Below are 20,418 nucleotides of genomic sequence, written 5' to 3'. Positions count from 1 at the left end.
CCTGGACATCCTTTTCTCGTACAAATAACCTGAGAATACTTTGAAATTGTTAGCCGATACCCATTAAATGCTGATCGATTACAGTGTCTCATTCTAACAACAAGATCATTATGGTCGCCTCTTTTTCTGCCACATATGCATCTGGTATATGCACTCATTCTTTTCCCTTCTCCAGTTTACTCAAAAAGGTATCCTTGGCCTTCTTTTAGTTTAAAATTGGATACTAATAGTTCCTTACCAATAAGCGAATCGGTTTTGGCTAATGAATAGGGGACTTCAACTTCTTTCATATGAAATCCTTTAAAGACATGCCGGATTTGTGGGTGGTCATTAATACTAAGAATGAATTTAGCCTGGATGTTGCTCAAAATATCTGACATCGCCTTATAGTCATCGATACTGGAAAAATTGTACTTATAACAGGGTGCCGAAAAGTAAGGCGGGTCAAGATAAAAGAAATTTTCAGCTTTATCATACCTGATTATAAGATCTTCCCATGACAGATTCTCAATGATTACGTTACTCAATCGAAGATGCACTGCAGATAATTCTTCTTCCATTCGCAATAGGTTGATCCTGTTGCCGCCGGAGGAATCAACACCAAAGGAACGATTAAGAACTCTACCGCCAAAACATAGACGTTGCAGGTAGTAATATCTTGCAGCTCGCTGGATATCAGTCAATCCTGATTTTTCCATCTGGCCTTTGTAATTATCGAATACTTCCCGGCTGGTAAGTAACCACTTAAATTGCCGAAGAAACTCTTCAAGGTGGTTCTGAATCACTCGATAGAGCGATATGAGATCTCCATCTTTATCGTTAAGTACTTCTCCGTTCGAATACTTTTTTCGGAAAAAGATCCAAGCACCTCCTGCAAAAACTTCGATGTAGGTTTGGTGTTCCGGGATAAAATTGATGATTGTATCTGCCAGTTTGCTTTTACCACCGACATAAGCAATAGGACTATTCAACGCTTTACTCCTCATATGAAGCTGCCGATAAAAGTATGGAGTAGCAGCTTCGGTTGTAATTTGCGTTGGGTTAAAACGCGAATTGGTAAGGGTGTTGGTAGCGCCCTTACCTGCTCATTGATCATTTACGTAAGCAACCAAGGCTATAACCAGCGAAGAACGCCAAAAGGATACTACCTGTCCTGGTTAAGACTGTTCGCAGTATTGACTTGTTGGACGATTTCAGCGAGTTTTCGTTGGTTTCTTTCATAATTTTTAACGAGTCCGTTGAGTCGTTCAATATTAGCGTTTCGTTCTCTGTTGATTCGCTCAAGTTCTTCGATGTATTTGTTAAGCTGTTCGATGTTTCCACCAAGTTTGGTAATATCTGAGCTTCGTTCTCTGTTGATTCGCTCAAGTTCTGTGTTGTTTGATTCAAGTCGGCTAATAGTAGCTCGTTGTTTCCTGAGATTCTCACGATTTGCATCCAGGTTTCGAGCGGTATGGTAATATAATCCCCATCCGCAAATGCAGAAACAGAAAAGGATACTAATACCAAAAATGCCGTTAATTTTTTTAGTTGCCACACCTATGTCAACCTTTTGTTGTTGCGATCTTATTAGCTTCGATTCCAGATACAAAAAGTGAGACGACGATCATAAATCCAACACCGATGGAACCATAGACACCATCAAGATTGCGATCATATACCTTTGAAATGATAAAAGCCTCTATACAAAGTAAAGCGAAAAAAATAAGTGCCAAAATGTACCGGCTTTTTCTTATATCTTGGTATTTACCGTCAGGAAGGGACGATGTATCTTTGATCATTTTTACCAGATCAACTCCGAGAAATGATCCGATGATGAATACAAATCCAAGGGAAACAGCCGTCAAGACTGATCCAGACTCAACGAATAATATGAATCCACACATAGCGATAAATGCAATAGCGACCCACAACATCTGTTCCGTCTTAATTTTCATAATACGATATGCCCCCATTTATATAGTTTTCCGACCGGTTTTACATGGCGGAGAAAGTTTTCTTGTGTCATAGACACGTTGTATCCAGAATGGTTTTTATATCCTGTCTTGAAATCGCCCCATGGATCTGCGAGCTTCAATGATATGGCAGAATCTCGTTTTACTCGTCCGACGGCATCGAAGGCGTGCCCATCAATTCCTGGAAACGATCCGGAAGTCATGATTACTTGCCCTGTATCAATTCGATCGACATAGTCATCGAATGTGAGATCAGTCATAAAATCAGATACTCGACGACCACAGACAATCTTGCTAAGGTATGATCCATACATGCCATGAATTTCATTAGGCGGAATGTCCGGCAGAATGTTTCCTTTCTTATCTTTTCGGTTGATTGACCAGGAATATTTTTTTGCGGCAAATTCCCATGCGGCTTTGGTTATGAGTAAAGACGAAAAATAGGCATCGTCTGGAAGTCGCGTCAGATTTGTATATGGGATTTTATTACCGATGAGAAACATTACGTACGCTGTAGGCATGCACTGTGCATTTGCTTTCAACAGATAGTCTTTTTCGCCGTCAATACGAGGATTATCTCCATAGACAAATGGATTGTTTCTCTGTGTGTAATAATCTTCAGGGGCGAGGTTCATAATTTTGTTCATCTTCGCCCCTTCTCATATTGTTCTTTCCGTATTATCATGGCATACCCTCCTAAAACGAGTATCCCACATACAGAGATCAAGACATAATAACCACTGTTTAATTAGTTCATTCTCCTGACATGGTACTTTGCAGAAAGTAGGAGGGGGAATGGATATCGCAAAATTTGTACTTGCTGCAATTGGGACCTTTTTATCCGTCTCCGGATTATCATTTACTGTTTTCACTTATTGGAAAAAGAAGCAAGAAGAAAAGGATGCAACCTTTAGGCAATCAATATCTGAGTTGATCCTTGTTGAGAAGGAAGCACGTATCGAAGACCATCGAAAGTTAGAGAAACGTGTTGATTATTTGGAGAATACTTTACTTAGCGAAATGCAGCGAAGAATGGGTGAGTTCGGAGGTGAACTCAAGGGAATAAAACCGATTTTACAGTCAATACAGAATTGGTTTATCAGCAATACGCCGGGGAAGTAGGAGAAAAGATGGAAACCATTTTTACACCGAATCAGCGGATGCTCATATTGCAGGGTTTGAAGAATGATGCTGGCCATAATCTATCCAATGAAATGCTACAGCGGTTGCTGAAAGAATATGGTCATGCTGTAGGCATATCAGAGGTAAACGAACAGATTAACTGGCTGGAACAAAGAGGATATGTCAAAACCAAAAGGATGGGAGCCACTCCTTTGGTAATCGTTACCATTGCACGGCCAGGGCTTGATGTCGCTGAGGGATTTATTCGGGCAGAGGGGATTGATCCTCCACTGGAGGAATGATGGGACAAAAAAGCGCTATTGACCGATTGCCAGCGCATCTGAGAACCAAGTTGCAGGAGATGCTCGCTGATCCAGCGGTAACACAGACGGAAATTGTCGATGCCATAAACGATGAAGCAGGAGAGAGTCTGGTATCTAAAAGTTCGGTAAATCGTTATGCCAAGAGAATGAAACGATTTGCGGAAAAGAACCGCCAGGCTAAGGAAGTGGCCGATGCCTATATCGAAAAATTTGGTGCCGAGGGCAGGAACAAACTTGGAAAAGTCGTAAACGAGCAGATCCGTCTTGCCGCCTTTGACTTGATATCTGAGATTGATGATCTCAAGGAAGAAGGAGAAATCGCACCGGAACTGGTTACCGATATCATATTCAAAGTTTCCAGAGGGCTCAAGGATTTGGAAACGGCTGAAAAATTGAATGCCGAAAGAGAATCGGAAATCAGAAACCGTACTCTTGCCGAAGCCGCTGAAGTTGTTGATAAAACAGCAAAGGCCAAAGGCCTTACCCCCGCCACGGTGGACCTGATTAAACGCGAAATTTTAGGGCTATGATATGACCGAAGATATTCTTCTGCCCTATCAAAAAAGATGGATAGAAGACGAATCCGAAGTAAAAGTCTGGGAGAAAAGCAGACGAATCGGAGCGTCTTATGTTGAGGCCTTGGCATCGGCTATGGATGCGGCAAAGAGCAAAGAGGCGGGAGGCCAAAGCTCTTACTATCTTTCCTATTCCAAGGAAATGACTCAGCAATTTGCCCAGGACTGTGCGTTTTGGGCACGGCATTTAAATGCTGCCGCATCCGAAGTAGAAGAGGTCGTCCTGAAAGATGAGGATAAAGATATTACCGTTTACCGGGTGCGGTTTGATTCCGGCTTCGAGGTTTGGTGTCTGCCATCCGTACCCCGATCTCTGAGGTCAAAACAGGGCCGGGTAATTCTCGATGAGGCGGCCTTTGTCGACGATTTGTCGGAACTGCTCAAGGCGGCCCTTGCCCTTTTAATGTGGGGTGGATGTGTGAGAATCCTCTCTACGCATAACGGAGACGACAACCCTTTCAATGAACTCATTAAGGAAATACGAGAAGGGAAAAAATCCTACAGTTTATATAAAACAACGCTGGATGATGCCCTGGCCGAGGGCCTGTATAGACGGATATGCCTGGTAAAAGGACGGGAATGGACACCGGCAATAGAGGCTGACTGGAGAGAGAAACTGATCGTCGACTACGGGGATGCTGCCGAAGAAGAACTTTTTTGTATACCGGTAAAAGCGGGAACCAGGTATTTCCCAACCAGTCTCTTGGAATCGGTTGAAGATCCGACCATTCCGATTTTAAGGAAAGTCTGTGATGCCAGCTTTACCTTCCTGCCTAAAGAGAAGCGAATCAGAGAATTTGATAAATGGTTCAAAAAAGAGGTACGGGATATCTTGCTGGCTCATACCGGCCCGGTATACCTGGGAGAGGACTTTGCCCGTTCCGGAGACCTGACCTGTATCTTCCTTGATGAGCTTTTGCCGAATGATAAGCAGCTTACATTTTGTGTTATTGAATTACGAAATGTTTGTTTTGATCAACAATGGCAAACTATCAAAATGGTCATGGAGAATCTTCCAAACTTTTCCGGTGGGGCATTCGATGCCCGTGGTAATGGTCAAATGATAGCAGAAAAAGCAGAACAGGAATGGCCAGGATTTGTTCACCAGGTCATGCTGACCCAATCATGGTATGGGGAAAACTTCCCGAAACTGAAAAGCCGTATGGAAGATGGAATTACCACAATCCCTGGCGATGGCTTTATTCGGGATGATTTCCGGGTCGTTGGATTAAAGGCCGGAATTCCCCGAGTACTTGATCGTACCGGCGGACCGAGAGAACGACGCCATGGGGATGGAGCTATTGCAAAAGTGATGGTCACCTTTGCCCTCTTAGAGGACGAAGACGGTGGATATCAACCATACGATTATGATGCAGTACCGGCAGAGAATATTTTCCGAACGGGGGTGCGAGATCCATGGGACGATTGATCAACCGATTGAAAAAGCCAAGTGAAAAAGATCTAAGGACCGAACAGGCCTATGTTATACATAATTCTAATCGATCGATCTGGAGTGGTGGCCTTGTAGCGGGCCTTACTCCTGATCGCCTTGGTTCGATTCTTAATGCTGTCAGGAATGGTGACTGTCCAGCCGAATATTTGGAATTGGCGCAAGAGCTTGAGGAACGGGACTTACATTATCGATCTGTCTTATCCACACGAAAACATGCGGTTGAGGGATTACCCTTATATGTGGAACCGGCAGGAGATGCTGATCAGGAGCTAAAAATTGCCGAGGCTGTTACCAGGGATATACAAAAACACCCTGATATTATGGATCTAAAGAAAAACGCTCTCGATGCCTTGGGAAAGGGATTTTCTGCCAACGAAACTATGTGGGATACCAGTGGTTCAGTATGGAAACCCGCAGAGTTCCGATTTCGTGATCCCCGCTGGTTTGCATATGAGAGGGAAACGGGCATATTAAAACTCAGAGGAGCCTATGGATCTGATCTGATTGAACTGAAACCATATCATTTCATTATCCATGAACCGAACCTGCTTGCCGGAAAACAGATTACCGGTGGGCTCTCCTTTTCCGCTTTGTTTTATTGGTTGATTAAACACTATGATGTAACGAGCTGGGCAGCCTTTGTTGACCGTTTCGGCTATCCTGTAAGGCTGGGGAAATACGGGAAGAAAGCGACGAAAGAAGATATCAAAACTCTGCGGCGGGCCGTTGCCTCTATCGGAACGGACGTAGGTGCGGTTATCCCTGAATCGATGCTTATTGATATCGTCGAAGCAAAGAATACAGGGACCAATGCAGATGTGTACGAGAAATACGCCGAGTGGGTGGATAAACAGTTTTCCAAGTTAGTACTCGGCCAGACAGCAAGCACGGAAGGAACGCCAGGAAAACTGGGAAATGAAACATCCCAGGAAGAGGTGCGTCAGGATATTCTCAGGGCTGATGCTGCTCAGCTGGAACAAACTCTGAACCGCGACCTGGTAATCCCGTATGTAAAATTAAATTTTGGAGATCAGGAAGTCTATCCGCGTCTCAGACTCAAATACGTTGAAGAAAAGAATGTTGAGCTCATTGTTAATTCAGTAAACAAGCTTGTACCCTTGGGACTACGGGTAAAAAAAGATGAAATGCTCAGCCTATTGAGCTTGTCCGTTCCTGACGAAAATGATGAAGTTCTTGAGTCTCAATCTACATTGCTTTCTCCCGGAGGTTTGAATTCGGCATGGCCGCGGGACCATAGGACTGCGTTAAATACCCAGAGCGTTGCAATGAGCAAGGCCTCGGCCACAGAAGAAGAACTTGTTGATGAAGCTACTAAAAGTGATTTTATCGAAATATCCGATGAAATAGCCTCCATCATAGAGGAGGCATCGAATAAAGCAACCGACTTTAAAAGCTTTCGGATAGAACTGGAAAAACTGGTGACCGAATGGAAACCGGACAAAATTGCTGAATTGATGGCCATCGCATTTTTTAACTCCCGCGCCACCGGAGATTCTGAATTTGATGGTGAGGATGATGGATGAGTTCCCCGAACATGGTGCCAAAGCAGGCTCTTGATTACATAAAACGCAAAAACCTTACCCCGGCATTTAGCTACAAGGATGTCTGGAATGAAGAACATGCCACAGCTTTTACCGTAGCAAAAGCCATGCAGACGGATGTCTTGGCGGATATAAAGGGCGCAGTGGAACAGGCGATCAAGAACGGAGAAACCTTTGATTCGTTCAAAAAGAATCTGGCTCCGACTCTGCAGGGAAAAGGCTGGTGGGGCAAAAAAACAATGACAGACCCCGTAACAGGACGGGAGGTACATGCCCAGCTTGGGAGTGACCGTCGGTTACGTACCATATACAGCACAAACCTCCGGAGTGCATACCAAAAGGGAACCTACGACAGGGCCATGGACAGCCCCGCACACCCATATCTAATGTATCGGCTGGGACCAAGCCATACCCATCGGGAACAGCATGAGGCCTGGGAAGGATTGATTCTTCCGAAGGACGATCCGTGGTGGAATAGCCATTTACCGCCTAACGGATATGGCTGTAAGTGTTATATCACGGCGGTTTCAAAAGCCCGTAAAGAACGGTATGAACGCGAAGGGATAACGATTCCGCCACGGGCGGACGGTACCGGGGGAGGCACTCTGCCGGTAAAAACCACGGCTCCGAAAACCGTATCTAAACAGTATTACAATGAGCGGAAGGGAATTATCGAACACATCCCCAAAGGGATTACTCCAGGATTCAACTGGAATCAAGGATTGACCGGCCGCGTTGCACCGGTATTTGAAGAGGCTCTGAAAAAAGGATCACAGAAATTCCCTGCACAATTTGAGGAAATAGCCCGGTCACTGGTGCACAATACCGTCTTTCAGGAGGCCCATAATAGTTTTGTTTCACGGGCCGCCGCCGGTTCCATTAAAGGTGATTATCTGTCACCGGTTGGGTTTATTGATAGGACAATAGCAAAGTGGATGAAGCAACATAAAAATATTAACGTAGGAGAAACCTCTATTATTAATATGCGTGCCGGTCTTATTAATGGGCCCAAGGGGGCCAGACATGCAAAAGCGGCCGATGCATTAAGTAATCTGGAATGGTCAAGAATTATTGATTATCTATTGGATGCCTCTGTCTATTTTGACCCAGACGGTAAATCTCTGTTATACGTCTATGAACAGGATGCTGAACACTTTGTAAAGATTGCCGTCCAAGCCCAATATAGAAAAAGTTCTCACGGAACTGTTCTAACAGCTGCATCGCTCAGAAGCGCCTATAAAATTGGTATTGATGAGTACAGCAGAATCAGCGCATTGCAAAAAATAAAATAGCAGGTCGCTGTCAACCAGACATATAACCGTTACCAGTCATACCGTTACACCTCTGATCAGCGCCTGCTTTCTTTTAAGATAACGCTTTTAACCATTGTTAGCAAGCTTTCGGGAATGTCTTTGATACTGTTATGGCAATGACGTAGCCATACGATGCCTGGATGTCCCGCAAGCGGACGCGAGCTTGCACCATCTTGGAATAAGGCTGTACACAGTTTCAGCCTTATTCCTTTTTTATTTGGTATCTTCGGAAGTGCTAATGCCCCTCATAGGTAGGCCGTTCAGGATTATCAAGCACTATTGTTCTTGCAATATCTTCAGAGACTAACCAACTTAGATCATCATATATAGCAAATTCGATGTCGCCTCCAGGTTGTGATAATAGATACGCATTATTATCCATCTTAATAAGTACTGCATTTTCTTCATCATTGAGCTCTGTGTAAAACCCCTTTTCCGAAAGAGAATACTGAACAACTGTATAAGATTTTGGTTTTTCATCAAAATTAATTATTTTTTCTAATTTATATGTTCCGTCATCATTGAAGGTGTATTTCCCAACTAAAAAACCATATAGCCGTCCGTCTCTTAAAACCTCCATATGTTCAATTCGATAGAGGGTTTTTCCGCTAAGTTCATCAGAGGAAAGAAGCGTTCCCACCAACAAGAAAAACAAAACTGCCATAACCATTTTTTTCATTTTTTCCTCTCTTAAGTTATTTTCTCCCCTCCCTTGCATCCCGGGAAGTCTATTATCCAATCTCCTTTTTCTGTATAGGTTGACTATCATTTTCAACGTACTGATTTTCTTGTTTGACAATCATTGGTTCCTGATCCCAGACTCTGCGGATAACAGCACGAACAAGTCCTACTACATCATAGATTTGAACTGGTTCTGGTTTTATTTTACTTAATTCGCAATATGCCATATATTGGGAATCTTCTCTTACTAAACGACGAATAACAACCTTGCCATTCAGTTTTATTATATGAATACCTGCCCCATAACAACCAGTTGATTCATAGATAACAATATCACCACTATAAAAAAGAGGAGCCATACGATTATCAGGCACTTCTATTGATCGAAGATTAGGGCCATATCTTTTTAACCAGTCAGGTATTGTGATTTTGATATCAGCATCAAAATGGTCAATAGCTTCCCAATCTGGATCAGGCTTTATTTTAATCACTTCATCAGGCTGTGTAAGAAGGGGAATAATGATATTCGCTTCGTTTGAGGATGTAGCGTTTCCTTTGCCCGTTTGAATCCACAAAGGACTAATACCAAGTTGATTTATTAACGCTAAGGTGAATTCTGAGCCAGGATTTTTTGATTTTCCAGATTTTAGATCTGAAATATATTGCGAACGAACTCCTAAAATTTTTGCTAAATCAGCTTTCGGCAACCCTTTTTTAAGTACTATCTCCTCTGCTTTGTCGATTATTCTTATCCAATCCATATAATATAAGATTTCTCCTTAATATTGGTCGATATTTCTTGATTAATAAAGAAATATCGACGATAATCATTTTATCGACTACTTTCTGCAAAAACTGTAGCAGTCGAAAAAAAGCTGGCGAAGCAACAATTCGCCAGCAAAAAACAACTCCCGAAAATACGGGAAAAGGATGGTATAAGTATGGCACGGAAACGAGTACAAAGCAAGCCGCTCCAAACTGGCCTACTCAGTACTCCAAAGGATGGATGCTGGATTCGGTATCAGCTCAGTCTGAAAGGCTTAAACCTAACGATTATGGGCGAGAGGCTTGGGGTAACTCAGCAAGCCGTCGGCAGAGTTACCGCGGGAAAAAGCCGGTCAAAACGTATTGAATCGGCCATTGCAAAAACGCTGGGATATCACTCCTTTGAAGAAATGCTTGCTGATGCAAGAGGGAAAGGGAACGTGGCATGAATAATCCTATCAGGCGGTACTGCCGTCGACGGCACATAGAGCCCCTTGACCTTGCCTATGCTCTTGATGTCTCACCTTTCGAACTACTGGAAGCTATCTACGATGACGGTCATCGAGCGCTCAAGAATCGGATAGCTGATTATCTGGGTTTTACCTGTTGGTCTGATCTCATCTTTGATAACCAGCTGACCTTGGCCAGGCAGAAAGCAAGCTTTTTGATGTATGTTCCGGCCTCCCCCCGCATTGGACGATCTGATGATGGCATACAGCTGGTACAACGCTATCGGAATATCAACAAAACAGGTAGGGATGAGACGGTCCTGCTTTGGAAGCATGATAGGTGCTGGTATGTAGAACAGAAATCATGCAGACAAGTAAAAGAACGAATTCAGCGTTTCCAAGAAAAAGAGGCGCAGGCTTTGTACGAAAAAAAGGTAAAGGAGATACAAGCATAATGGAATATATGGAAGATGCCCAGGGAAGGCAGGTCCCTATAGACTTGGTATCGGAAATCGACAAGTTACGGGACCAAACGGTAAAAGAAATTGCATCACGGGCTTTAAAAATGCGTGATGTCTTACAGCAATTCAAACAGCACATACGTGATGATATTTTTACCTTCATTTCCTTGAGCGCTGAGAAATATGGGAAAATATATGGAGGGAAAAAAGGTAATATTACCCTGATGAGCTATGACGGAAAATACAAGCTCGTCATTGCCATGAATGATGAAATTGTGTTTGATGAGCGGCTACAGATTGCCAGAGAACTGATTGCTGCCTGCATTAATAAATGGAGTACAGGGTCCCGTGATGAGATCAAGGTCCTGGTCAATGATGCTTTTCAGGTAGATAAATCCGGAAAAATCAACACGGCTCGAGTCCTTGGTTTGCGTCGTTTACAGATAAATGATCCAGACTGGGAAGAAGCTATGCGGGCAATAACTGATAGCATCCAGGTTACAGGCAGCAAGCAATACTTAAGGATCTATGAGCGTAATAGTCAGGGCAAATATACACAGGTGCCACTTGACGTGGCGGCTCTGTAGGAGAGGTCTATGACAGGACGATTATATCGTTGCGCGATAGTGATCAAGGATGCCGGAGTAAAACTCCGATGCGGACTCTTGGTACGATTTGGATTGTTCCTTGAGGAGGCTGCCCTGCATGGAAAAGTTAAATAGTCAGGAACGGATTATTGAAATTGTAAAGTTGTTGGCGAAGAGACACTACAGCGGGATGACCAATAAACAACTTGCATTTGAGATCAACACATCTGAAACGAATATCTGCAGGGACATGGCAATCCTTGAGGGGAAGCAATGGATTATACGAGGCAGCGCTAATGAATGGAGGCTGTCTCCACAATTCGGAGGTATAGCCAACGAGATCATGAAGGCATATCAGACTGCTCGTTTACGACTGACAGAAGAAGAGGCCCGGTATGCCTCTGCCATGCAATAGGGAGGTTATCAAAATGGATATGAATGCTTTAGATAAAAAAACAGCAGAAGCAATACGATCTGTTGGAATACGAGAAAATATCAGGATGTTCAAGAGCGGCATGGGTCTACTCAAAAAGAAAGTCCAATTGAATGATAAAGACTTTGACGTAGTACTCGAAAGCTACAAGCTTACCCGTGAAGAAGCAATAGTAAACATGACCACCGCCATAAGGGCGGCTGAATATTACACCATACACTCTCTGGAACAGTCGTTATGGAGTTGCCATGCGGGAGAGGATGCAGAGTAATGAGTGATGTAATAGAGAATGCAGAATATGAAGTAATGGAAAAACAACCATCCAAAAGAGGCCGCAAGCCCAAGGGTGAGATTAGTAAAGACGTGCAGGGTATAGAGCTTATTGCTGCGGATTTTCAGAAAAAGCAATTGAATGCACAGGAGGCAGATGAGCTATACGGTAATGGTGAAATATACGACCGCGATAGTTGTATGGCTAAGGCCAGATTCTTCATGAGGGTGGCTCAAGAATCCCTTATTGAAGTTGGAAAGCAGCTAATACTTATTAAATCTCATGAGGAGCACGGGGCTTGGTATCCGCTACTTGATCAAATAGGAATCAATTATAGGACTGCTTCACGTGCTATGCATGTCGCACGACGATATGGCAAATCGGACAAATTGACCGATTTAGGATACACACCATTAAGTGTTTTGGAAGATTTTACAGAAGATCAGTTGCAGGATTTAAATGACGGGGAAGAGGCTCGAGGTATTACTATAGATGATCTTCATTGTAGAACAAAAAAAGAGCTTATTGAGAAAATTAAGGCAGACGACGAGAAAAATAAACGTCAACGGGCGGCTCAGGAAAGTGCCATCCGCCAAAAGGAAGAAAAACTTAACGAGCTTGAACAAAAATTGCGGTATAGAGAGCCACCGACAAAGAAGGAATTGGCAGAGGGACAACTCGAACCAATCAGAAGGGCTTTTGCAACGGAAGTGGCATCCGCGGTTGCCTATCTTGAACGGGCACTTGCACGCCTCAAAGAAGGACAGGAAATAGAAGGCATCGAGGTGGACCAGCTTGATGCCTGGATGCAGGAGACCTGGACAGCGGAGGTCCTTGGGCAGCTGCTTGACTTCTACGAAACTCTCGAAGATGAAGTGCAGAACATCCGTCCACTCTGGAAGCCTGGAAGGGAGTAACACATGTATAGCGAATGGATTGATGAATTGTGCCATGCCGATACTGCGAGCCAGAGATCAAACCTTGTTAAAGAGTTCGCCCGCCTCCATGGCCTGAGCCTGCCCACTGCTTACCGAACGTTGGAGGCAGCAGGATGGGATTCTGGGCGGAAAAAACGCCGGGATGCCGGAAGCTCTGCCATAAACCAGGATACCGTCTCGTTGATTGCAGCCATGCTAAAAAGCGGTGTAAGGAAGAATGGGAAGAAAACAATGCATGCCAATGTTGCACGCACTATTCTACAGCAGAATGGCTATGATATCCCTGTGAGTGATTCGACTATTCGCCGTGCATTGCGTAAAGCGAAACTGGATATAGCATCAATGAGTCAGGCCGCTCCCTATCAGCGTCAAAGAACAGAGTATCCAAACCAGGTGCACGAATGTGATCCGTCTCTGGCATTGATCTATTTTACTCCCGGTCAGCAACATCTCCTGCGCGATGATGAAGTGTACAAAAATAAACCCTTTTTGGAGGGGCGGGAAAAATTAAAGTGCTGGCGGTATGTGCTGACAGACCATTATTCCAGTTCTATCTGCGTCCGGTATTACGCCACTGCTGGCGAGAGTGCTGCAGTCTTGTGGGATTTCCTTTTGTACGCCTGGGCGCCAAAGCCTGATCCCATCTATGCCTTCCATGGGTTACCAGACCTTTTGATATGGGACCCAGGAAGTGCAAACAAAAGCAGGGCCATTACACAGGCATTGAAAAGTCTGAAGGTTGATACAAAGCCGCACCTTCCGGGGAATCCACGGGCAAAAGGCCAGGTCGAAAAGGCAAACGATATTGTTGAAACACAGTTCGAAAGTCGGCTACGCCTGGAAGAAGTCCATAGTCTGGATGAATTGAACGATGCAGCAGAACGATGGTGCACGGCATGGAATGCAGACATGATAGATGGCCAGGATTGCCGCCTGACCAGAATGAATAGGAAGATAGGCTCACGATTATCTATCTGGCAGAGGATCAAAGAAAAGCAACTGAGGGAGTTACCTGATCCTGAAATTTGCCGACTTTTGTTAACCACAGGAGTGGAGACGCGCAAGGTCGCTGGTGGTATGAGCATGAGCTATGCCCATCCATCAAAGAAATATAGCCAACAATATAGCTTGCAATCCTGTCCAGGTCTTATCATCGGGCAGGACGTAAATGTACAGCCAGTACTGGTTGGCGGTGGTAGCAGCCTGCTTATCTCTTACAAAAGCAAAGGGGAGATATTGACCTTTGAAGTCGACCCCATCGAGACCGATGAGGTTGGCTTCGACTTATCTGCTCCGGTGATAGGCAAGGAATACAAGCGTTTACCGGAAACGGAAATTGAACAGCACGCAAAAATCCTGGATGAGATCGCACCGGAAAAACAAGGGTTTGTCGCACACAGTTTTATCAAACCGCGGACAGACATTGCACCAAAAAGAAAAATTGGCGTACAGGTGCCTGTGGGTATGGCTGATGTTGTAACATCCCAGGACATTTACCTTTCCCCCATTGAGACAGCAAAACGGATCAAGGCCCGCCTGGGCTATGTACCCGAAGGTTTCGTCCCAGCAATAAAGCGGGATTACCCTGATGGGGTACCTGCATCATTGATCGACGATATCGCTCATGACTATGAAGAAGGTGGGGAGGATACTGCCCTCTCCGTCTAAAGGAGTATAGCAATGTTAAACCAGGAAGCACGGAAAATGTTTGGATTGTTCCGAGATCCGTTTGTTGACGATATCACATCGGCTGAAGATGTATACCTGACAGATACAGCAGCATTTGCAACTGAATACCTCTACCAGACGGCAAAGGTCGGCGGTATGGTGGCCCTAATCGGCGAATCAGGAAGTGGGAAAACAACAATACGTCGTCTGGCAATCGACCGTATGCAGGCGGACGGGCAGAAAGTCCGTATCATCACCCCAAGAATTATTGACAAGGGGCGGCTGAATGCAAGTCTGATTTGTGATGCGGTTATTGCTGACTGCTCAACGGAACGCCCAAGGCGCAGCCTTGAAGCAAAGGCACGACAGATCGAAAAGATACTTACCAATTCCTCGCGTGCCGGCTGGAGCCATGTGCTTATGATTGAAGAGGCACATGACCTGACCATTAGCACGCTGAAATACCTGAAACGGTTCTGGGAACTTGAAGATGGATTTAAAAAGCTCCTGTCCATTATCCTGATCGGCCAGGTGGAAATGAAAGGAAAGCTGGATGAGTCAAAAAACTGGGAGGCTCGGGAATTGATACGCCGTATGGAGATTCTTGAGCTTACGCCGCTTGGCGGAGGAGATGAAGTCAGGAAGTACCTGGATGTGAAATTTAGAAGACTTGGAAAAGAGCGATCTACCATTATCAGTGACGATGCCTGTGAAGCTCTTGCCGCAAAGCTCAGGCGCCAGACAAGAAACAAAATCACCTACTCTGTAGCATACCCCTTGCTTGTCAATAACTGGAGCCGCAAGGCAATGAACCTGGCCGCTGAAATGGGTGTACGGTTAGTTGATGCCGATGTGGTGAACAGTCTGTAAAGGAGAGAGACATGGGGAGGAAAATAACCATAACGGTCGAGGATAGAGAGTATGAGCAGTTGTCGGAAAAGGCAAAGGAAATGGGTTTCGCTCGCGTAGCCGGTTTGGTCCGTTTCTTAACGATTAACGGAAAACCGTCTGAAAAGAAAAACCTATTACTGGTCCCAGTTAACAACTATGAAGAACTGCGATGCTATGTTGAACAAAAGAAGCTTGGATCAGTAGAAACTTTTGCCTCATTCTCTATGGAAAAAGAAATGTCCCGGTATCCGCTGACAGCGGCGCAAAAGAGGCGGGCCGGGTTGTTTGTCGATGAATAGCAATATAAGCCCAGGGCTGTACAGCCCTGGGCCTTTGAGGGGGTTTATCATGTCGGCGGTAGAACAACAAAGCAAGCGATCACGGCTTATTCAACTTATTCATATTGGCAAGTCAGAAATGGGGGTGCCAGAGAAGGAATACCGAAGCTCTTTATACAGAATTACCGGAAAACAATCGTGCACCGAAATGTCTTTGAATGACTTGGAACGGGTCTTATCAGCAATGAAACAAAGCGGCTTTACGATCCGCCCTAAAAAGAACCAATCAGGTATGGCGTCAGAATCGGCTCGTACCTATATCCGTGATTTATGGCAAGAGGTTGCCAGAATTAAAACAGAAAAGGCTCTTTGCTCGTTTACTATGCGGCTGACAGGGATTAGTTCTCCAGATTTTTTGGATCGATATTCCGCTCAAAAGGTGATCTTGGCATTGCGAAAGATGTGCCGGGATGTTGGTATTGATCCTAATAAAGTAAAAAGGAGATATTCATGAGTTTCGAATCAGAATACAGCTTAGTCGCAGAAATGATTGACCTTTGTTCCGGATCAGTACTTGACAGATCGATTGCAGTAGAGGCTATACGACTATTGTGTAAATGGTATGGAGGTCAGCTTTTGTCCATGCCAAAATCACCTGAAGCCGAAACGGCAAAGGAAATTCGCGGAGTCTTGGCGGATGCAATAGGAGATAGCGATGCTGATAAAATCATGGAATCATTGACGACATTTTTTGGAGGATCACAGCTGTACATCCCGATGGAGGCAAGGGCCTTTCGGGACGATATTGCCAATGAAATATATGAACGCTATGATGGGACCATGGAATCTATGCGTGAACTCTGTCGGGAGTATAGAATATCCTACACGCAAGTGTATCGGCTCTACCATTATGCTGCCGAAGAACGCACTCAAAAGTTGTTTGAATTTTAATAACCGTTGTTAAAGGACTGGCAACTGCCATGTGAATAGACTGCCTGTATGAAGCACGGCAGTCTTTTTTTTGCACTAAACATTGAACAAGGCAAAGCTCCCCAGCGTATCCAGCTCTTACCTGCCGGTAATGAGATAAAAGGCAGAGATGGACGGCGGTGGACCAATCCAAATCCAGAAGCTGTCGTTACCGCATCAAATGCAGATCTGCCACGTCTGGTAATCGATGTTAACCATGCTACAGATTATAAAGCGCCAAAAGGAGAAGAAGCCCCGGCCATGGGGTGGTTTTTCAGCCTATCAGTCAATGCATTAGGAGAAACCTGGGCTGACGTTGAATGGAATTCATGGGGCCGCAGTTCAGTTGAAGGTCTTCTTTATCGCTATATCTCTCCTGTTTTTGAGTATGACGAAAACGGTCAGATTACAAAAATAATACGTGCAGCTCTTACCAATGTACCCAATTTGCGTCTTGAGGCGCTTAATTCCGAAATGCCGCCAACCGGGCGGGAGGAGAAAAGTATGAAAGAAATTCTTGCCGCACTTGGCCTCGCTGAGACGGCAACGGAACAGGATGCTGTGCAGACGATCTCTGTCTTAAAGACAGCCAACAATGCACAGGCAAACGGCAACGCGACAGCTCAAGGAGTTGATCTTACCAAGTATGCTCCGCGGGCAGACCTCAACCAGATGGAACAGCGAGCACTCAATGCTGAAAAGCGGTTGAAGGATATTGAGGATTTTCAGCAAAAAGAAAAAGCCACGGCAGCCGTAGACAAGGCTATTGCCGACAGAAAGATATCCCCGGCAAGTAAAAAGGAATATCTTGCCCTGTGTTCCACTCAATCTGGCCTTGATTCCTTTACCAGGATTATGGAAAAAACTCCGGCAATTATCTCCAAAGCCCCGCAGGTGCCTGATGACACCCCACCTGAAGGGGAAACAGCGCTAAATGCCGAAGAGGTATCTGTCTCAAAGTCGGCAGGTTACTCGCCAGAGGAGTGGAAGAAAATCAAGGAGGCTGCTAAATGATTATAACAAACGAAACTCTCTCTTCGTTGCGCACGATGGTGCGCGGCGAATTTCAGAGTCGTCTCACTGGGTTGAAAACTCAGGCACTTTACAAAACGCTGGTGACAATCATTCAGTCAAACTCTTCGAGTAACACCTACGGTTGGCTTGGCAAATTCCCTCAAATGATCGAATGGGTTGGCGAACGGGTCATTAAAGATATGAAAGAAATGGCCTATGAACTGTTTAATAAGAAGTACGAGGCGACCTTAGGCATTGACCGGGCCGATATTGAGGATGATAACCTCGGCATCTACAGGACCCTTTCTCAGTCCTATGCAGATGAGTTTGTTTCGTTCTGCAATAGGAAAGTTTTTGCATTGCTTTCTGGTGGCTTCGAAGGATTGTGTTACGACGGCCAACCTTTTTTCGATGCCGAGCATCCGGTATATCCCAATACCGACGGTACCGGAACGGCAGAATCGGTATCGAATATTCAGGGAGATGTGGCAGCAACCGGGACACCGTGGTTTCTTGTTAATCTATCCGGAGTCCTGAAGCCCTTCATCCTGCAGGAACGCATTGCTCCTGAAATGGAATCCATAACCGACACAAAAAACGATCATGTATTTATGAACGATGAATACCTTTACGGTATTCGTTACCGTGGCAACTTCGGCTATGGATTCTGGCAACAGGCGGTAGCCAGCAAGGAAACCCTGAATGCTGAGAACTACAAGGCTGCCGTGGCAAAAATGAAGGCCTTTAAGCGTGACGGTGGTGACAAATTGGGAATTGTCCCAACACATCTTGTCGTAGGATCATCTCTGGAATCCGCAGGCCGGGAGGTTGTAGAGAAAGAGAACCTGACAGGCGGTGAATCAAATATTAACTACCATACGACCGAGCTGGTTGTTTCTCCCTGGATGGAGTAAAGAAAAAATCATATTGCATTGATCCGCGGGTGATGAGCCCGCGGTATCGATGACAAAAGGAGATACCATGGCAAAAAACAAAGATAGTGAGGAGAAGACTACCGCAGCAGCTTCAAAAGGTGACACTGAGAATACTGAACAGGGAAAGGATGCCAATACTGCGAAAATAGAGGAGAAAAATTCTGCGGCAGAGGGTGCAAATGTGGCTAACGAATTGATCACCATCGTGGTCAGTCACAAGACAAAGAATGAAACCTATCGTCGGGCAGGCCTTGTTCTCAGGAAAAAAGCCAGGGAAGAACAGGTCACACAAGATCAGTATGAGAAACTGAAAAAAGATATCTGGGTTGAGGTGAAAAAGAAGTGATCCCCATACTGAGCGTGGAAGAGCTTGGAAGTCGCATTCCTCCCGATTCCCTTCCGTTTTCCAGTGACGGAGAAACACTGGCAGAAGCGAGGATCGATCTGGCCTTACGTGAGGCTACCGGTATTATTGTGACCCACCTCCCCTGGCTCCTTGACGAGGAGACTGGAGAAGTTACATTGCCGCTTCCCGCCCAGTTTGCTGACACCCTATATGGGATCTGTGTCGATTTGGCTCTGTACCGTCTCCATGATACCGTATCATCAAGCGAGGATGAACGGGAACACTATAAAAGCAATCTGAAGCTTTTGGAAACTATTGACCGAGAACATCAAGGCGGCCTTGCTGGCCCTGATTATCAGGATGCCAGTATTGTCGAGCCATCGGAGGAAGAGAACATCCCCGATACTCGCTATTGGAAAAAAGGAGAGCTCATCTGATGGCTGCCGCTGCCGTATCTTTCGATGTTAGGGATATTGAAAAACTTGCAGACCGATTGTCGAGCCTGAACCTTGACGGAGGAAATCGGCGCGCTCTGTTAATGGCCTTGGGAACGGAACTTGAAGCTCAAACAGTGGAGCGATTTGAAACCAAAAAAGCACCCGATGGAACACCATGGAAAGCGTTAAATGAGCGATACCAGTCGTATCTTGCAGAAAAGTTTCCATATGCCCGTCCTCAATTGGTTGTTTCAGGCGAACTACGAGATACTATCGAATCCCAGGTTGGAAGCTGGAACGTTCTGGCGGGAGCAACAAAGATCTATGCTGCCCGGCAAAATTTCGGATACGAGAATAAAACTTCGGCCCGGCAGTTCGTAGGCATTGGGCCCCAGGATGAAACCGATTTGCTTGGCATTCTGGAAGACTTTATAGAACAGAGGATCATCGAGGCCGCATCATGAGCTTTGTAACATTCGCAGATATTCGAGATACCGCGGTAAATACTCTAAAGAATCTTTTCCAGGATAACAAAAAACTGAAGGTCGAGGCCCATCCCGGTGTCTTTGACCTGGAAGAACTGAAGCGCATAGCAGTCAAGGCACCGGCTATACTGAGCAGTTTGATGGATATTGATTGGGACAATGGTGTCCTGAACTTCTCCACGTTTATTATTGTCAGAGCCAGCACACAAGACAAACTTTTTGATGATACCCTCAAGGTTTTATCTACTCTGCTGCCAGCATTAGAAGCTCTTGATGCAGATTGGAGTATAGGCGGAGGAAAAAATATTAATGCGAAAAATCTCTATAGCGCCTCTACCGGTAGTCTGAATATCTCTCTCTGGGCGGTGAGCTGGGAATGGATGATACGGAGGGGGATCATCGGAGGAATCTTACTGTCTGATGATCTTGAGGATTTTACTGGCTACGATGCAGATACGAATGTCGGTACAGATTCGACACATGAATCGATAACATTGTAAGGAGATA

General features: G+C 45.0%; 30 protein-coding genes. 24 read left to right on the top strand and 6 right to left on the bottom strand.

Features of this window, described 5'->3' with window-relative positions:
* Window positions 1-176 precede the first annotated feature (176 nt).
* The 4 genes from F459_RS22310 to F459_RS0112860 all read right to left on the bottom strand — a co-directional run bounded on the left by F459_RS22310 (window position 177) and on the right by F459_RS0112860 (window position 2,602).
* Complete coding sequence (locus F459_RS22310) at window positions 177-971, bottom strand: DNA adenine methylase (RefSeq protein WP_020613133.1); 795 nt, start codon at window positions 969-971, stop codon at window positions 177-179.
* Window positions 972-1,144: 173 nt separating this feature from the next.
* Entirely contained in the window at window positions 1,145-1,537 is a 393-nt protein-coding gene (locus F459_RS0112870) for a hypothetical protein (RefSeq protein ID WP_020613132.1), read from the bottom strand.
* A 7-nt stretch (window positions 1,538-1,544) separates the two neighbouring features.
* Complete coding sequence (locus F459_RS0112865; RefSeq protein ID WP_020613131.1) at window positions 1,545-1,937, bottom strand: hypothetical protein; 393 nt, start codon at window positions 1,935-1,937, stop codon at window positions 1,545-1,547.
* A complete protein-coding gene (locus F459_RS0112860; RefSeq protein WP_020613130.1) occupies window positions 1,934-2,602 on the bottom strand; it encodes a hypothetical protein in 669 nt (222 codons plus the stop codon). The genes F459_RS0112865 and F459_RS0112860 overlap by 4 nt, the downstream gene beginning before the upstream one ends.
* A gap of 148 nt (window positions 2,603-2,750) precedes the next feature.
* Between F459_RS0112860 and F459_RS0112855 the strand changes: the two genes are divergently transcribed.
* From F459_RS0112855 to F459_RS0112830, 6 genes are read left to right on the top strand one after another with little or no spacing between them, the layout of a single operon-like run.
* Window positions 2,751-3,077, top strand: coding sequence for a hypothetical protein (locus F459_RS0112855; RefSeq protein WP_020613129.1), 327 nt, complete (start codon window positions 2,751-2,753; stop codon window positions 3,075-3,077).
* Window positions 3,078-3,085: 8 nt separating this feature from the next.
* Window positions 3,086-3,379, top strand: coding sequence for a VpaChn25_0724 family phage protein (locus F459_RS0112850; RefSeq protein WP_020613128.1), 294 nt, complete (start codon window positions 3,086-3,088; stop codon window positions 3,377-3,379).
* Window positions 3,379-3,930, top strand: a complete 552-nt coding sequence (locus F459_RS0112845; RefSeq protein ID WP_020613127.1) for a DUF3486 family protein — start codon at window positions 3,379-3,381, stop codon at window positions 3,928-3,930. The genes F459_RS0112850 and F459_RS0112845 overlap by 1 nt, the downstream gene beginning before the upstream one ends.
* A gap of 1 nt (window position 3,931) precedes the next feature.
* The gene (locus F459_RS0112840; protein ID WP_020613126.1) at window positions 3,932-5,404 is read left to right on the top strand and encodes a terminase large subunit domain-containing protein; all 1,473 of its coding nucleotides are present in this window, start codon (window positions 3,932-3,934) and stop codon (window positions 5,402-5,404) included.
* Window positions 5,392-6,972 carry a DUF935 domain-containing protein gene (locus F459_RS0112835; protein WP_020613125.1) on the top strand — a complete coding sequence of 527 codons (1,581 nt, stop codon included), beginning with the start codon at window positions 5,392-5,394 and terminating at the stop codon, window positions 6,970-6,972. The genes F459_RS0112840 and F459_RS0112835 overlap by 13 nt, the downstream gene beginning before the upstream one ends.
* Entirely contained in the window at window positions 6,969-8,282 is a 1,314-nt protein-coding gene (locus F459_RS0112830; RefSeq protein WP_020613124.1) for a phage head morphogenesis protein, read from the top strand. Before F459_RS0112835 ends, F459_RS0112830 begins: the two co-directional genes overlap by 4 nt.
* Before the next feature lie 256 nt (window positions 8,283-8,538).
* On the opposite strand, the gene F459_RS0112825 is transcribed toward F459_RS0112830, so the two are convergent.
* On the bottom strand, window positions 8,539-9,042 hold the full coding sequence (locus F459_RS0112825; protein ID WP_154651685.1) for a hypothetical protein: 504 nt from the start codon (window positions 9,040-9,042) through the stop codon (window positions 8,539-8,541).
* Window positions 9,035-9,745 carry an XRE family transcriptional regulator gene (locus F459_RS0112820; protein WP_020613122.1) on the bottom strand — a complete coding sequence of 237 codons (711 nt, stop codon included), beginning with the start codon at window positions 9,743-9,745 and terminating at the stop codon, window positions 9,035-9,037. The genes F459_RS0112825 and F459_RS0112820 overlap by 8 nt, the downstream gene beginning before the upstream one ends.
* Window positions 9,746-9,925: 180 nt before the next feature.
* On the opposite strand from F459_RS0112820, the gene F459_RS0112815 reads away from it, so the two are divergent.
* The 18 genes from F459_RS0112815 to F459_RS22295 all read left to right on the top strand — a co-directional run bounded on the left by F459_RS0112815 (window position 9,926) and on the right by F459_RS22295 (window position 20,411).
* Window positions 9,926-10,198 (top strand): hypothetical protein, encoded by a 273-nt coding sequence (locus F459_RS0112815; protein ID WP_020613121.1) that lies wholly within the window; start codon window positions 9,926-9,928, stop codon window positions 10,196-10,198.
* Window positions 10,195-10,653: a hypothetical protein gene (locus F459_RS0112810; protein WP_020613120.1), complete on the top strand. Its 459-nt coding sequence runs from the start codon at window positions 10,195-10,197 to the stop codon at window positions 10,651-10,653. Before F459_RS0112815 ends, F459_RS0112810 begins: the two co-directional genes overlap by 4 nt.
* Window positions 10,653-11,246 (top strand): DUF3164 family protein, encoded by a 594-nt coding sequence (locus tag F459_RS0112805; protein WP_020613119.1) that lies wholly within the window; start codon window positions 10,653-10,655, stop codon window positions 11,244-11,246. The genes F459_RS0112810 and F459_RS0112805 overlap by 1 nt, the downstream gene beginning before the upstream one ends.
* A gap of 9 nt (window positions 11,247-11,255) precedes the next feature.
* A complete protein-coding gene (locus F459_RS24555) occupies window positions 11,256-11,381 on the top strand; it encodes a hypothetical protein (RefSeq protein WP_281167844.1) in 126 nt (41 codons plus the stop codon).
* Entirely contained in the window at window positions 11,365-11,661 is a 297-nt protein-coding gene (locus tag F459_RS0112800) for a hypothetical protein (RefSeq protein ID WP_020613118.1), read from the top strand. Before F459_RS24555 ends, F459_RS0112800 begins: the two co-directional genes overlap by 17 nt.
* A gap of 13 nt (window positions 11,662-11,674) precedes the next feature.
* Window positions 11,675-11,950 carry a hypothetical protein gene (locus F459_RS0112795; RefSeq protein WP_020613117.1) on the top strand — a complete coding sequence of 92 codons (276 nt, stop codon included), beginning with the start codon at window positions 11,675-11,677 and terminating at the stop codon, window positions 11,948-11,950.
* Entirely contained in the window at window positions 11,950-12,867 is a 918-nt protein-coding gene (locus F459_RS0112790; protein ID WP_020613116.1) for a hypothetical protein, read from the top strand. Before F459_RS0112795 ends, F459_RS0112790 begins: the two co-directional genes overlap by 1 nt.
* 3 nt (window positions 12,868-12,870) lie before the next feature.
* Window positions 12,871-14,556: a DDE-type integrase/transposase/recombinase gene (locus tag F459_RS0112785; protein ID WP_020613115.1), complete on the top strand. Its 1,686-nt coding sequence runs from the start codon at window positions 12,871-12,873 to the stop codon at window positions 14,554-14,556.
* A 36-nt stretch (window positions 14,557-14,592) separates the two neighbouring features.
* Window positions 14,593-15,426 carry an ExeA family protein gene (locus F459_RS0112780; protein ID WP_245540171.1) on the top strand — a complete coding sequence of 278 codons (834 nt, stop codon included), beginning with the start codon at window positions 14,593-14,595 and terminating at the stop codon, window positions 15,424-15,426.
* Between the two features lie 11 nt (window positions 15,427-15,437).
* Window positions 15,438-15,746 (top strand): hypothetical protein, encoded by a 309-nt coding sequence (locus tag F459_RS0112775; RefSeq protein ID WP_020613113.1) that lies wholly within the window; start codon window positions 15,438-15,440, stop codon window positions 15,744-15,746.
* Window positions 15,747-15,795: 49 nt separating this feature from the next.
* Window positions 15,796-16,239, top strand: coding sequence for a regulatory protein GemA (locus F459_RS22305; protein ID WP_070415628.1), 444 nt, complete (start codon window positions 15,796-15,798; stop codon window positions 16,237-16,239).
* Window positions 16,236-16,676 (top strand): Mor transcription activator family protein, encoded by a 441-nt coding sequence (locus F459_RS0112765; RefSeq protein WP_020613111.1) that lies wholly within the window; start codon window positions 16,236-16,238, stop codon window positions 16,674-16,676. Before F459_RS22305 ends, F459_RS0112765 begins: the two co-directional genes overlap by 4 nt.
* A 48-nt stretch (window positions 16,677-16,724) precedes the next feature.
* Window positions 16,725-17,708 carry a phage protease gene (locus F459_RS0112760; protein WP_020613110.1) on the top strand — a complete coding sequence of 328 codons (984 nt, stop codon included), beginning with the start codon at window positions 16,725-16,727 and terminating at the stop codon, window positions 17,706-17,708.
* Window positions 17,705-18,622, top strand: coding sequence for a Mu-like prophage major head subunit gpT family protein (locus tag F459_RS0112755; protein WP_020613109.1), 918 nt, complete (start codon window positions 17,705-17,707; stop codon window positions 18,620-18,622). The genes F459_RS0112760 and F459_RS0112755 overlap by 4 nt, the downstream gene beginning before the upstream one ends.
* Window positions 18,623-18,689: 67 nt before the next feature.
* A complete protein-coding gene (locus tag F459_RS0112750; RefSeq protein ID WP_020613108.1) occupies window positions 18,690-18,989 on the top strand; it encodes a hypothetical protein in 300 nt (99 codons plus the stop codon).
* A complete protein-coding gene (locus tag F459_RS0112745; RefSeq protein ID WP_020613107.1) occupies window positions 18,986-19,426 on the top strand; it encodes a phage protein Gp36 family protein in 441 nt (146 codons plus the stop codon). The genes F459_RS0112750 and F459_RS0112745 overlap by 4 nt, the downstream gene beginning before the upstream one ends.
* Window positions 19,426-19,890, top strand: coding sequence for a phage virion morphogenesis protein (locus F459_RS23225; RefSeq protein ID WP_020613106.1), 465 nt, complete (start codon window positions 19,426-19,428; stop codon window positions 19,888-19,890). Before F459_RS0112745 ends, F459_RS23225 begins: the two co-directional genes overlap by 1 nt.
* Entirely contained in the window at window positions 19,887-20,411 is a 525-nt protein-coding gene (locus tag F459_RS22295) for a hypothetical protein (protein ID WP_020613105.1), read from the top strand. The genes F459_RS23225 and F459_RS22295 overlap by 4 nt, the downstream gene beginning before the upstream one ends.
* Window positions 20,412-20,418 lie beyond the last annotated feature (7 nt).

The organism is Sediminispirochaeta bajacaliforniensis DSM 16054 (assembly GCF_000378205.1).
Classification (GTDB): domain Bacteria; phylum Spirochaetota; class Spirochaetia; order DSM-16054; family Sediminispirochaetaceae; genus Sediminispirochaeta; species Sediminispirochaeta bajacaliforniensis.
This window is presented reverse-complemented; position numbering and strand designations above follow the sequence as displayed.